Annotated in this window: 12 protein-coding genes and 3 tRNA genes; 8 read left to right on the plus strand and 7 right to left on the minus strand. The window is 39.3% G+C overall.

Annotated features, from left to right (window positions below):
- The first annotated feature begins 168 nt into the window (after nt 1–168).
- From OHT75_RS17545 to OHT75_RS17565, 5 genes are all read left to right on the plus strand, one after another.
- Complete coding sequence (locus OHT75_RS17545; protein ID WP_264728949.1) at nt 169–576, plus strand: H-NS histone family protein; 408 nt, start codon at nt 169–171, stop codon at nt 574–576.
- A gap of 130 nt (nt 577–706) precedes the next feature.
- Nucleotides 707–1102 carry an Rcs stress response system protein RcsF gene (rcsF, locus tag OHT75_RS17550; RefSeq protein WP_264728950.1) on the plus strand — a complete coding sequence of 132 codons (396 nt, stop codon included), beginning with the start codon at nt 707–709 and terminating at the stop codon, nt 1100–1102.
- Nucleotides 1103–1170: 68 nt separating this feature from the next.
- Nucleotides 1171–1899: a tRNA (N6-threonylcarbamoyladenosine(37)-N6)-methyltransferase TrmO gene (tsaA, locus tag OHT75_RS17555; protein ID WP_264728952.1), complete on the plus strand. Its 729-nt coding sequence runs from the start codon at nt 1171–1173 to the stop codon at nt 1897–1899.
- Between the two features lie 50 nt (nt 1900–1949).
- Nucleotides 1950–2561 (plus strand): acyltransferase, encoded by a 612-nt coding sequence (locus OHT75_RS17560; protein ID WP_264728953.1) that lies wholly within the window; start codon nt 1950–1952, stop codon nt 2559–2561.
- Nucleotides 2562–2681: 120 nt separating this feature from the next.
- Entirely contained in the window at nt 2682–4391 is a 1710-nt protein-coding gene (locus tag OHT75_RS17565; RefSeq protein WP_264728955.1) for a proline--tRNA ligase, read from the plus strand.
- 55 nt (nt 4392–4446) lie between these two features.
- On the opposite strand, the gene OHT75_RS17570 is transcribed toward OHT75_RS17565, so the two are convergent.
- Both OHT75_RS17570 and OHT75_RS17575 read right to left on the minus strand, forming a co-directional pair.
- Entirely contained in the window at nt 4447–5805 is a 1359-nt protein-coding gene (locus OHT75_RS17570; RefSeq protein WP_264728957.1) for a GAF domain-containing sensor histidine kinase, read from the minus strand.
- A 2-nt stretch (nt 5806–5807) separates the two neighbouring features.
- Nucleotides 5808–7370: a DUF3369 domain-containing protein gene (locus OHT75_RS17575; RefSeq protein WP_264728959.1), complete on the minus strand. Its 1563-nt coding sequence runs from the start codon at nt 7368–7370 to the stop codon at nt 5808–5810.
- A gap of 460 nt (nt 7371–7830) precedes the next feature.
- Between OHT75_RS17575 and OHT75_RS17580 the strand changes: the two genes are divergently transcribed.
- Together OHT75_RS17580 and OHT75_RS17585 are read left to right on the plus strand one after the other, a co-directional pair.
- Entirely contained in the window at nt 7831–8949 is a 1119-nt protein-coding gene (locus tag OHT75_RS17580) for a patatin-like phospholipase family protein (protein WP_264728961.1), read from the plus strand.
- Nucleotides 8950–9165: 216 nt separating this feature from the next.
- Complete coding sequence (locus tag OHT75_RS17585; protein ID WP_261299727.1) at nt 9166–9330, plus strand: small highly charged protein; 165 nt, start codon at nt 9166–9168, stop codon at nt 9328–9330.
- Nucleotides 9331–9399: 69 nt separating this feature from the next.
- Here OHT75_RS17585 and OHT75_RS17590 read toward each other — a convergent pair whose 3' ends face one another.
- Complete coding sequence (locus OHT75_RS17590; protein WP_264728963.1) at nt 9400–9936, minus strand: YfaZ family protein; 537 nt, start codon at nt 9934–9936, stop codon at nt 9400–9402.
- A 190-nt stretch (nt 9937–10126) separates the two neighbouring features.
- Nucleotides 10127–11521, minus strand: a complete 1395-nt coding sequence (locus OHT75_RS17595) for a magnesium transporter (protein ID WP_264728965.1) — start codon at nt 11519–11521, stop codon at nt 10127–10129.
- 232 nt (nt 11522–11753) lie between these two features.
- On the opposite strand from OHT75_RS17595, the gene OHT75_RS17600 reads away from it, so the two are divergent.
- Nucleotides 11754–12239: a glutathione peroxidase gene (locus OHT75_RS17600; RefSeq protein ID WP_264728967.1), complete on the plus strand. Its 486-nt coding sequence runs from the start codon at nt 11754–11756 to the stop codon at nt 12237–12239.
- Between the two features lie 379 nt (nt 12240–12618).
- On the opposite strand, the gene OHT75_RS17605 is transcribed toward OHT75_RS17600, so the two are convergent.
- The 3 genes from OHT75_RS17605 to OHT75_RS17615 form a co-directional block, all read right to left on the minus strand.
- A tRNA-Glu gene (locus OHT75_RS17605) sits at nt 12619–12694 on the minus strand.
- Between the two features lie 91 nt (nt 12695–12785).
- A tRNA-Ala gene (locus OHT75_RS17610) sits at nt 12786–12861 on the minus strand.
- Between the two features lie 28 nt (nt 12862–12889).
- Nucleotides 12890–12965: transfer RNA gene (locus OHT75_RS17615), tRNA-Glu, on the minus strand.
- Nucleotides 12966–13007: the final 42 nt, after the last annotated feature.

Consider the following 13007-nt stretch of genomic DNA (forward strand, 5'->3'; position numbering starts at 1 on the left):
AACATCAATGATAATTTGTTACTGCGTAGCAAGTGATTGATTTTTTTAATTCGTTATCAATACTTATTTTTTAAGTTAATTAACATGCTATACGGCATAGCATCGTTCAATAATGTAGTAGCAGATATAATTTATTAAAATTCCATTTGATTTAGGACGTTTAACATTATGAGTGATTTTTTAGATATTTTAACCCATGGCCGTCGATTTAAAGCTGCGGTTAAAGAACTGAGCATTGAAGATTTACGTGATTTAGCCGTAAAGCTAGATAAAGTGATTGTTGAGCGTGAAGAAGAAGCTAAAGCAAATGAAGCTGCGAATGCTGAACGTAATGCTCGTATCGCTGAGATCCTTGCTCAAATTGAAAATAGCGGATTATCAATTGAAGATCTAGGTGAAGTCACTGCTACTAAATCGGCCCCGAAAAAACGCGCTCCTCGTCCAGCCAAATATCAAATTACTGTTGATGGCGAATTAATTCAGTGGACGGGTCAAGGTCGTATGCCAACCGTATTCAAAAAAGAAGTCGATGCGGGTAAATCTATGGAGAGTTTCTTAATTCCTGGTATGGAATAAGCTGAACGATAGTTTTATTTAAAGCGCTTACTCAAGTAAGCGCTTTTTTATCCATACCTTACAAGGTTTGCTTTCGCCTCAAATAAAGACAAAGTAAACTATCATAAATTTGAATTAAGTGAGCTAACTCATGTCGTCTACCCAAGTAAAAATGTTATCCGCCTGTTCATTTGCATTATTATTAACGGCTTGCGCTGGTGATTATGCATTCAAAAGTAATCTTGATGGTAAAGCGATTGATGAGTATTTTAAAGTAGGTGACGTCACACTGTACGAAGGTGACATATTACCCAAAGGCCGCTATTCCGTTATCGGTTTAGCCGAAGGTGAAATTTGCCAAGATGTGGAAAATGGTGCTCCAGCATCGGTTGAAGATGCGCGGACAGAAGCGCGAAAAAAAGCGGCTGACATGGGCGCTAATGGCCTTATTATCAAACAATGTTTGGTTATCGAAGAACAGGAAGCAGGCTGCTTTAGCCGGAGTTTATGTGTCGGACAAGCGATAAAACGCGACCAGGCAGAATAACGCAATTTTTTTTATTCAGCCAAAGTAAATGCTATTTTGGCTGACTTTATCTCAAGTTGAATCTTGTCATGTTTACATCTCAAATTAATGCTGTGGCAGTTTGCCGAACCCCTTATAAACAAAAGTTTGGTATACCACGTCAGCCAGGGTTGGTCGATGTTAAAGGCTATGTAGAATTAGTTCCTGAACTCAATAGTCTTGATGCTATTAGAGGCATTGAACAATATTCACACCTTTGGTTACTGTTTTGTTTTCACGAAAATCTCGCCCAAGGTTGGAAAACAACCGTTCGCCCTCCCCGCCTTGGTGGTAATGAAAAATTGGGTGTATTTGCAACTCGGTCAACGTTTCGCCCCAATGGTATTGGGCAATCTGTGGTTAAATTACATGGCGTTGTTCAACGTAAAGGAAAGATCTGTCTCGAAATATCCGGAATGGATTTATTAGATGGTACGCCAATTATTGATATAAAACCTTATATTCCTTTTTCTGATGCCATCATCAATGCCAAGGGCGGCATTGCTCAAGATGCGCCCGAATTAATTAATGTCAGTTATACCCCCAAAGCACAAATGCAATTAGTTTCACTGGCTAAAAATGATAAATATCCTCAACTGCAAACGTTAATATCTGCAGTACTTGCACAAGATCCCAGACCCGCTTATAAAAAAGCCAAAATCGATTCTAAAATATACCAAGTCGCGCTATATGATCTTGATATTTTTTGGCAAGTCATCGAACAGGAAATCGTTGTACTAGAATTAAAACCGACAACGGTGGCTTTACTGGACGATTAAACTCAAATTAAAAGAGTAACTGAATCCATTACACACTGAGGGAATATTTCATGGCGTCACTTGATTACCAGACACAGCATAAAAAAAGACTGTCGTGGATGCCTTGGCTGTATTTTTCATTAAAACCTAAATTACTTGAATGGGCATTACCCTGGCAACAACAAATCCAACAAACATTAGTACAATTCGAAACCATCAATATTGGTGAAAACAGCTTTATTGCCCCCGAAGCAGAACTGTTTGCCGAACCCGGAAGGGATATTAGTATTGGCAATAAATGCATGATTGCAGCCGATGTTTTTATGCATGGCCCTATTTCTTTAGGTAATGAAGTGGCCATAAATCATGGTTGCAGTTTAGATGGTGGCAGAGCAGGAATTACTATCGGCTCTCAAACCCGCATCGCTAATAATGTGACCATTTATGCCTTTAATCATGGTATGTCTCCTAACGCCCCTATTTATGAACAACCCGTGACGTCCAAAGGCATTGTCATCGGACAAGATGTTTGGATTGGCGCACAAGCTGGTATTGTAGATGGCGTCTGTATTGGTGACCATGCGATTATCGGTATGGGTTGTATTGTCACTAAAGATATACCGCCCTATAGCATAGTTGCTGGTAATCCTGCCAAAGTCATTGGTGATAGGCGTAACAAATAGTGTTTAGGCTATAAAAGCTAGCGAGATAAATTAACCCGAAAAACCGCTAATAATCAGGTGACATAAGCGCTTCAAGTGCTAAAATGGCGGCCATTGACTTTTACTAAAATGGAAACTGGAATGCGAGTTAGTAAGTACCTGCTTTCAACACAAAAAGAAACGCCTGCCAATGCGGAAGTGATTAGCCATCAATTAATGCTACGTGCAGGCATGATCCGCCGCAATGCTTCTGGTTTATATAGCTGGTTGCCGTCAGGTTTACGCGTACTACGTAAAGTTGAAGCTATTGTACGTGAAGAGATGAATAACGCAGGTGCTATTGAAATTTTGATGCCGTTAGTTCAACCTGCTGATTTATGGGTAGAAACAGGTCGCTGGGAAAAATTCGGCCCTGAATTACTTCGCTTTCAAGACCGCCATAACCGCGATTTCGTTTTAGGCCCGACTCACGAAGAAGTGATCACTGACTTAGTGCGTAAAGAGTTAAGCTCATATAAGCAATTACCGCTAAACTTATACCAAGTACAAACTAAATTCCGTGATGAAGTTCGCCCGCGTTTTGGTGTGATGCGCGCGCGTGAATTTTTAATGAAAGACGCTTACTCGTTCCATTTAGATCAGCAAACTATGGATGAAACTTATCAGTCCATGTATACCGCTTATAGCAATATTTTAAGCCGTATGGGGTTAGAGTTCCGCCCTGTTCTTGCTGATACGGGGTCAATTGGTGGCAGTGTTTCACATGAATTCCATGTTCTGGCCAATAGTGGTGAAGACTTAATCGCTTATTCTACAGGTAGTGATTATGCAGCTAACATTGAAAAAGCTGAATCACCAATGCCGACACAAACTCGTCAAGCTCCAACGCAAGCGCTAAAATTAGTTGATACGCCCCATGCCAAAACTATTGCAGAATTAGTGGAGCAATTTGGTTTAACAATTACCCAGACGGTTAAAACATTAATCGTTAAAGGCGCAACTGAAGAAGCTCCGTTAGTCGCATTGATTGTTCGCGGCGATCACGAGTTAAATGAAATCAAAGCAGACAAACTTGAAGCCGTTGCTTCACCTTTAGCGTTTGCAACTGAAGCTGAAATTCGTGCATCTGTTGGTGCAGGTCCAGGTTCCCTTGGTCCAGTAGGATTAAGCATGCCTATCATTATCGATCATAGCGTTGCGGTATTAAGCGACTTCGCTGCGGGTGCGAACCAAGATGATAAACATTTATTCGGCATTAACTGGGAGCGCGATCTGCCGCTCGCGACTTCAGCAGACATTCGTAATGTGGTTGAAGGTGAGCCAACACCTGATCATTTAGGCACTTATGCAATGGCTCGTGGTATTGAAGTGGGCCATATTTTCCAATTAGGCACCAACTATTCAAAATCGATGAATGCTACTGTGCTTGATGAAAATGGTAAAGCACAAGTGTTATTAATGGGTTGTTACGGTGTCGGCGTGAGCCGTATTGTTGCAGCAGCAATAGAACAAAACCATGATGATCGTGGCATCATTTGGCCAGAAGCTATTGCACCATTCAAAGTCGGTATTTTACCAATGAATATGCATAAGTCCCATCGCGTCGCAGAGATAGCAGAAAAACTCTATGCCGATTTACAAGCTAAGGGTATTGAAGTGCTGATGGATGACCGCAAAGAGCGTCCTGGGGTCATGTTTGCAGATATGGAACTGATTGGTTTGCCGCACGTTGTTGTAATTGGTGATAGAAATATCGATGAAGGCGTATTTGAATATAAAAATCGTCGAACAGGCGAAAAACAAAATATTCCTTTTGACGACATTATCGATTTTTTAACGGCTTCTCATTAAGCTTTATTCGGTTAGAAACTGATATTAAAAAACGCACTTTAAAGTGCGTTTTTTATTACTTCTTTATGTATATATCAATTTCAAGGCCTTGATTAACTTCAGAGATTAATTCTAACCTCCCACCTAATTTTTGGGTAACTAAGTTATATACAATCGACATTCCTAGTCCAGTCCCACCTGCACTTCGGGCTGTGGTAAAGAAGGGTTCAAATATCCTCTCCTTAGCTTCTTTGGATAATCCTTTACCATTATCTTTATAAAACATTTTTATCTCATCACCGCATAATTTTGCACCTAGCGTAATGATTTTGTTACCGATAAAGTCTTGTGGATAAGCATGACGAAAGCAGTTAGAAACTAAATTAGTAAAAATTTGTGCAATCGCACCAGGATAAGACTCAACCATAATTGAATCTTCAAGCTGAATATCTAGCTTAATATCTTGTTTACGTGTTAGCGGTCTTAAGGGAGTTGATATTTGTTCTAAATACTCAGTTAAATTAAAATATTCCTTCTCAAGGGTAAGTTGATCTGCAGCAGTGCGTTTAAAGTTATGGACTAACTCAGCAGCTCTAGATAAATTTCGCTCAATTAATAACAAGCCATCCGTCATTGTTTCAATAAAATACTGGAACTCTTGCTCGTCTAATTCACCCGCTAAAAATTGTTTCTTAAGCTTATTTAATTCATCAATACAATGGCTGGTTGAAGTCACTGAAATGCCCAATGGAGTATTGACTTCATGTGCCACACCTGCCACCAGATTACCCAAAGCGGCCAGCTTCTCACTTTCAATTAAACTGGCCTGAGTTGTTTTAAGGTGTATTAATGCCTGCTGTAACTCATCAGTTCTTTTAGCCACTATACTTTCAAGTTCACTATTGAGTTTTTCCAATAAAACTTGGTGGCTTCTTACTTCATTGGCATTAACCGCTCGGCCATATAAATCGGCTAAAGAACCGACAAACACTTCTTCATCGCGGCTCCATTTTTTAATTTCACCACGGTGCTCACAACAAATAATGCCTATCATTTTACCCGCATGACGGATCGGGCTATCTAACATAGAAACAATACCCTGAGGTTTTAAATAAACATCGGTAAATTCAAGTGTTGCAGGATGTTGATGTGCATCTGCAGCCGAAATAACGCGTTCAGAGTCTAATGCCTGAAAATATTTGGGAAAGTGTTCACGTGTTAAACTGATATTCTCTTGACGAGTGGCATTATCTAATAATAAAAAACATTCAATTGATTGTTTATCTTCTGCCAATAACCAAATACCGGCACGTTCAATATTCAATCCAATGCATATTGATTCTATAATTAATTGTGAAGCACTGTGCAAATCACCTTGATCAATAAGTTCAGACTGGCTGACTTTAAATAGGACCTTCTCAAGAGAATGATGCATAATTACTGCACTTCATCTGCACAATCAGGCATTTGACGCTGAATCTCAATAAATCGATCCATTAATTCCAAACTGGCATCACACATTACAGGATCAAATTGTTTGCCCGATTGCTCATTCAAATACTCAATCACTTTTTCAGCTGGCCACGCAGGCTTGTAGCTACGTTTTGAAAGCAGTGCATCAATAACATCAACAATTGCCATAATTCGCCCCTCAACAGGAATATCTTCCCCCACTAAGCCTCTAGGATAACCTTGCCCATCCCAACGCTCGTGATGTGTGTAGGCTATTCTGGCACCCATTTTAGCAATAATCCGATTTGACGCCGCTAATAGGTTGTAACCTTTTTCAGCATGGGTTTTCATTATTTGCCATTCATCGTCAGTCAATTTGCCTGGTTTATGGAGAATACTTTCTGGAATACCAATTTTACCTACATCATGAAGCGGAGCCGCATAACGGATTGTTTCAATGAAGTCGAGGCTTTGGCCGAGATATTCAGCCAATATTTCACTCATTAATGCAACACGTCGAACATGTGCACCTGTCTCTTTACTGCGTTGTTCAATGGCATCACCAATGATTAAAATCAGTTCTTTTTGGGTTTGTTGAACGTTTTCTTTACCGGATAAGTTTTCAAATGTGAGACTCACATTGGCAGCAAAAAGCTCAAGAATTCTGACCTGTAACGGGGTTAAAGCCGAATTATGCTCTAAATATAAAATGCTGGTGACATCATTACCAAACTCGTAAAAACCCACGTAAATATTGTCATGCACAATGGATTTTTTTAGCGCAATTGCTTCAATGATGTATTCTTTAACATTACCAGGTAAGGCCTCAACACTGTCGATTTCGGAATAACTTACCATTTCACCCGTTGCGGCTAATAAATTCATTTGAGTGTCGTGGTATAAATCTTCATGATAGCTGGTGAGATATAAAGCAGAGCTATTCAAGCTAAGCAGTTGTAGGGTTTGCTCTAAAACGGCACTACCAAAATGGTGTAATGTATGGCTACGCAGCACAGAAGAAGAAGCAGAAATCACCTTTTCCATACCACGCTGGCTTTGCTCGATAATCTTGATATCACGATATGATCGTAGAGAGGTATAAACACAGGATTTTAATTTTGCAGCGGTCAGTTCTGTTTTAGCTTTATAATCATTAATGTCAAAATCTCGAATCACCCTTTCTTCTGGAGCACTGCCAGGTTGACCTGTCCTTAATATTATTCGTGTGCTGTGATTATTTAATTCACCTCGGATCCGCTCGATTAAATCGAGCCCTGCATGATCATTTTCCATGACAACATCAACAAACGCTAATGCAATATCTTGCTCATCTCGCAGTAACTCAAATCCCTCTTGGCCACTAAAACAAGAATAAAACGCTAATCCGCGGCCATCTAAACTAAATTGACTCAATGCAAATTTGGTAACATCGTGGATCCCCGGTTCATCATCAATAATGACTATTTTCCATGGTGGAAGTTGAGCACGAGAGGTTAATTCCGCGGCATTGTCCTTTGGCATATCAGCAGATTTTTTAAACAGGGCCAATGGGTATTCCTTACTGTTACAGTGACTCTTTGAGTCCAGGATGATTGTCTTAATAAATGAAGCGAAAATATTTTATTTTTATTATCTACCCCTAAGTTAATAGCTGATAAAACGCTCTCTTGTCAAAGAAAAGTTAATGGATTGAAAAGATATATCATCATCAACCCATTCAGGCCTATTAATCTTGGCGGTTATTTTTACAGCGAACGGTTGACCATCTTTTTACAGGCCAAAACTTTTAGAGTCGTGATTCTTCTTAAAAAATTACAAACGCAATTAAAATGGCTAACATATCCAGTCCGAAGATTTAGGCTAAAAACGGTTTAACTCGAAAAACACTTCACAACAAAGACCAACATTCCCTAGATAATTAGTCTAGAAATACTTATCCGACTAGTCTGAAAACTTAAAACAAGACATACTCTTACATAAGAATAATTAAAAAGGATTGAATTATACCGTGTCGATAGGACTTGTACTTGGCGGCGGCGGTGCCCGCGCAGCATATCAAATAGGTGTATTAAAAGCCCTAGTGCAGTTATACCCGAGAAACCAGCACGTTCCCTTCAGTATTATTTGTGGCACATCTGCTGGAGCAATTAATGCGACTTCCCTAGCAACCCACGCCGCATGTTTTCACCTAGGGGTGAAAAAGTTAGATTGGGTTTGGCGCCATTTTGAAACCCATCAAGTTTATGAATCATCGGTAATTGGGGTCACTAAACACCTTGTCAAAATGGCTATTAAAGGATTACAACACGACAAAATCAGCACTGATGCTGGCAGCTTATTAAACAATCAGCCATTACGCGAATTACTCAATAAACTGATTGATTTTAAACGTATTGATAGAAATATTCATTTGGGTGCATTGGAGGCTATTAGTGTTGATGCATCTTGTTATAACAACTCGATGTCATACAGTTTTTTTCACGGTAAAGATTCAATCCAAAACTGGAGACGTGCTCGCAGACAAGGTCAACGCAGCCAATTAAATACCGACCATTTGCTTGCTAGTTCAGCTATACCTATGGTGTTTCCATCAATCAAGTTAAACCGTGCCTTTTTTGGTGACGGCTCTGTTCACCAATTGTCCCCTTTATCTAGCCCTATCCATCTTGGTGCAAAAAAACTATTTGTGATTAACTTAGATAGTCCGCATAAACAAGAAGATAAACAACTCAAACACCATCCTAAAACCGCGACGATAGCGGGTCATTTGCTCGATACTATATTTTCTGACACCTTAAATAGTGATCTTGAGCGCTTACAGAGGGTTAATCACACATTAAGCCTGATATCAGATGAAGATAAAAATAAACTCAATTTACGTGAAATTGAAACCTTAGTCATTAAACCGAGCGAAGACTTAAGTGAAATAGCTGCCCGTTACTATTTAGAAATGCCAATGGCAATTCGTTACCTGTTGACTTTATTTGGTATAAGTCAGCAATCTGATTCAAGTATTGTCTCTTACTTACTGTTTGAAAAAGCCTATACCAGTGCATTAATTGATTTAGGGTATCAGGACGCCTTAGTTCAAATAGATGAAATCAAACAATTCTTCGATATCACATAACAACATGTAACGAGCATTAACAGTCGATTTAGGTAGGGTTAATCATGTCATATTTTATTCATTTAAATTTGATAAGCTTATCCAAAGTAAGTTTACTCACTTTGACATGCAATTTATTTCACCAATCTGAGCTAAAAATTTCGCTTTAGATTTTGACTAACTTTAGGTAAAAAGAGCCTGTACCAATAGCGGTATAGTATTTTGGAAAGCTAAGAAATGGCACACACATTTGAATTTGATGAAGATGATGCACCTTGGGGTGACAACATTAAAGGAAAACCTAAGTCGAAGAAAGTAAAACAAAGACGCCGCGATACCAAGCGCCGTTACTTCGATGAAAATGCTGAAATGGAGTTTTCACCCGCTAACAAGTGGAAGTAAATCAACAGGGTTATATCATCAAGTTTAAAAAGCAAGTTACAGCAAACTTGCTTTTTTATTGCCTATTTTTTAAAAGCTGGCTTTGCCGCCAATAAACATCCCCTCTTCGAATGTGCGATTTGGCGCAGATTCAAAGTCAAACGATGCTTTTCGATAGCCTAAAGAAATCGCCATGTTAGGGTTAAAGCGATACTCAGCTTTGCCTTCATACTCAAAATAGCCTGAGGAGTCTGCAAATGAGAGTACCGATGGCGCATAATAAGCCGCTGCTTTTAATGTGATATTTTTAGCTATTTGTAGTCCATATTCACCACCAACAGACAGTACTGTGGCATTTGGGCCTTTATCCATCCATGCTTGGACAAACTTAGGCCCTATTTCAAAAGAATGAGGACCGCTTTGATGAGCCATCTGCATAGAAAACTGCACTAATTGGCCTTTATTGTCAGAGTATGTATATCCTCCGCCCATAGTTAAATTGGGCGAAATGTCAGTTTTCACATCAGCAGAAACAGCTTGTTCACTCACTTCAAAGTTAACATCGCCCGCCAATGCCGAAGTACAAATACCGGATAAAAGCATTGCTGAAATATAATGCCGTTTCATAATTCCTCCTCATTTAGTCGATAGCTAAATGATACGTGAGTCATTAAATAAAGCATTTAAAATCAAGTTATTGACTTAATTTCAAGCAACTTACCCTATTCAATCAAACACCATTTTTAAGATTTCATAACAACCAACAACAAAAAAGGACCAAAAGGTCCTTTTTGATTAATGACATGTAACGAAATGCTTATAAATACAAAATGGTGGCTAAACCAAGGAATGTGAAAAAACCGACAACATCAGTCACTGTGGTTAAAATAACAGAACCTGATAAAGCCGCATCCTGATTAAACTTCTGCAATATCATGGGAACCATAACTCCCGCTATTGCTGCCATTGCCATATTAATTAAAATGGCACAACCAATGATAATGCCCATAATAACGTCATCAAACCACCAACCTGCGATTAAGCCAATAACCATGGCCCACAAAACACCGTTTAATGCACCAATGCCTAATTCATTTTTAAGCAAAGATACAACGTTACCTGCTGAAATCTGACCCATTGCCATACCACGGATCATCAAGGTCAGTGATTGACTGCCAGCAATGCCACCCATTGATGCAACAATGGGCATCAACACAGCTAAAGCCACAACTTGTGAAAGCACATTTTCAAATAAGCCAATCGTTGCTGAGGCTAAAAATGCAGTTAACAGATTAATACCTAACCAAACAGCTCTTCTGCGAGCACCGACAATAATTGGCGCGAACAAGTCATCATCTTCATCCATACCAGCGGTAGCCATGAGTTGAGCTTCATAATGCTCACGCACCAGTGCCGTAGCTGTACGTAGTGTCATACGACCAATTAATGTTCCCTCGTCATCAACTACCGGTAATTCTAATTCACGACTATGCTCGAGAGTTTCTGCAGATTCAATCAATGACGAGTCGGCAGAAATTACTCGGCTATCGGGCCAAATTAAACTTGACAGTAAACTTTCAACATCTGCTTTAAATAAGTCATAGCGACGCACCGTGCCCACATATTTATCGTTGGCATCGACTAAAAACAAGTGATCATTACAATCTAAATCAATACGGCGAAAAAAACGTTGGCCTTGTGCAACCGTTGAATCAGGGTTTAATACCAACATTTGGTGATCGGCATAACGACCAATTTCATTCTCGTCATATTGGTCATACAATTCAAAGTGTTTGCGTTGTCGCTCGCCCATCTGCGCTAAAGCGCGATCGGTAATACTATCAGGTAACGAATCACTCCAATCAATCAGATCTTCTGGACTCAGTTGCGAGAACAGCAAATCTAACTCTTCATCAGGCATCTTTTTCAAAATACCTAAGCGAGGATCTGCACGCATCAAGTTTAAAACATCAACGCGCTCTTCTGGCTGAACTTGCTGCCAACGCTCATAACGTTCGTCTAGAGGTAACGATTCAAGTAAGATAGCGATAGTGCCAGCTTCAGCTTCATTTAAAATCTCATTGAACACTTCAGCTTGCTCTTCACCTTCTGCTTCAGTCAGTTGAAGAACAACTTGGCTCACTTCTATTTGCAGTTGTGATGTAATGTCTTGTTCAGGTTCAGATATAAGTTCGTTCTTTAATTCTTCCATAAGCCCGCCCCTTATCTAATTAAGTGAATAATGCGCAGACTATATTGATATTTACCATGATAAGCAAATACATAAATTAAATTGCACACTATATAATTGACCACTTGTAATCAATTCATTATAGTGTCAAAAAACCATGGGGAAACGACAATAAGCCTTCAAGGTTTACCTTTAACACTTTACAGCATGGTATGAACTATATTTGATATTAAACGGTTTTGAGGAGCACAAAATGAGCGCAGAAATTTATCAATTTGATGTTAAGGATATTCAAGGGAATAACGTCAACATGGGAAGTTTTAAGGGGAAGGTATTACTGATTGTCAATACCGCAAGTAAATGTGGTTTCACTCCTCAATATAAAGCGTTAGAGCAACTATACCGGCAATATAAAGATCAAGGCCTAGTGATTTTAGGATTCCCCTGTAATCAGTTTGGTAGCCAAGAACAAGGTTCTGAAGCAGACATAAGCCAATTTTGTGAATTAAACTTTGGTGTCACCTTTCCTTTATTTAGTAAGATTGATGTCAATGGGGATAATGCTGCACCACTTTACCAATACCTGAAGCAATCGGCTAAAGGTCTGCTAGGAAGCGAGTCTATTAAGTGGAATTTCACAAAATTTTTAGTCGATGCCAAAGGAAATGTACTGGAACGATACGCTCCTACCACCAAGCCTGAAGATTTAGCGGATAAAATTGTAACACTGCTAAAATAAATTAAACAGTTAACCACCTGAATTTTATCTATATTTATTTTAAAACATTGAAAATATCAATATTCTGAAATAATTTTCAATTATTTTTGAACTTTTAAGTAGATGAACACTCAAATCTATTAACAGTGATATTCACTTTGTTCATCATCTCCCTGGGACTTCTAGCGCGGTCCCCTTGATCTCTAAGTAGATCGATAGGCAATCATTTGATTGCCTTTTTTTATGGCTCAAATTTATGAATCGCAGTCATACCAATTACAATAAGTGTCCACAAAGAGCGTAGGAAAAAGGGGTAATAACAAGGCAAACAGAGATGATAAGCCACTAATCTTAAAGTTAAAATTTAAACATAAAAAAACCACCTTTCGGTGGTTTAATGTGGTATCCCATAGGGGATTCGAACCCCTGTTACCGCCGTGAAAGGGCGGTGTCCTAGGCCTCTAGACGAATGGGACGCCGAGATTTACTTATACTCAGTAAATAGAGTGAATACTCATCAATGCCTGTAGGCTAAACATTGATGCTATTTGTTGATACCAACAAAATTGGTGGAGCTACACGGGATCGAACCGTGGACCTCTTCACTGCCAGCGAAGCGCTCTCCCAGCTGAGCTATAACCCCAATTCTAGTTAACACTAAAATAAAAATATGGTATCCCATAGGGGATTCGAACCCCTGTTACCGCCGTGAAAGGGCGGTGTCCTAGGCCTCTAGACGAATGGGACACTGGTGATACGTTATACTCTGTATCGAGTGAATACTCATCG

This window comes from Shewanella subflava (genome assembly GCF_025971955.1).
GTDB lineage: Bacteria > Pseudomonadota > Gammaproteobacteria > Enterobacterales > Shewanellaceae > Shewanella > Shewanella subflava.